This window comes from Vibrio marinisediminis (assembly GCF_014050145.1).
Lineage (GTDB): Bacteria > Pseudomonadota > Gammaproteobacteria > Enterobacterales > Vibrionaceae > Vibrio > Vibrio marinisediminis.
Window position 1 is genome coordinate 1 of the sequence record NZ_JACFYF010000061.1, and the last position, 466, is coordinate 466.

Sequence of the window (466 nt, forward strand, 5' to 3'; positions counted from 1 at the left end):
GATTCCCAACGCAAGGCGTTTTCGGCTTACTTTGGGTTAAGTGTTTATGTCACAATGGTTTAGGCAGGGTGGTAGGCGTTGCTCACCACTTAATGCGGCGTTATGTGCTTGGAGGAAAAATGGAATATTTTCAGTACTATGGAATCGACTGGGTTGCAATGGTACTTACGTTTCTTGCTATCTGGCAAATTGGAAATAAGAACAAGATTGGGTTCATTTTAATGATGTGCGGTAACACCAGTTGGGTTGCAGTTGGTTATCTTACTGGCAGTGTGGCAATGATAATTGCAAATATCATCTTTTTCTCAATGAACCTTAGAGCAATCATTAAATGGTCGACATCAGAGAAAGAGCCTAAAGTAAGCGTGGCTGAATAGTCATCAAAAAGTTAAAAGTTCGCACATAACAAGAGACTATGGCGTCAATAGTTAATTTTTGGCGCTATCTGCATCCCACATACAGCCAT

At 40.8% G+C, this 466-nt stretch carries 1 protein-coding gene; it reads left to right on the forward strand.

Annotated features, from left to right (window positions below; all coding sequences use genetic code 11):
* Nucleotides 1–119: 119 nt before the first annotated feature.
* Nucleotides 120–377 carry a nicotinamide mononucleotide transporter gene (locus H2O73_RS20300; RefSeq protein WP_102396431.1) on the forward strand — a complete coding sequence of 86 codons (258 nt, stop codon included), beginning with the start codon at nucleotides 120–122 and terminating at the stop codon, nucleotides 375–377.
* Nucleotides 378–466: the final 89 nt, after the last annotated feature.

Coding starts and splice junctions, on each gene's coding strand:
- H2O73_RS20300 (WP_102396431.1), top strand. CDS start 120: ATGGAATATTTTCAGTACTATGGAATCGACTGGGTTGCAATGGTACTT.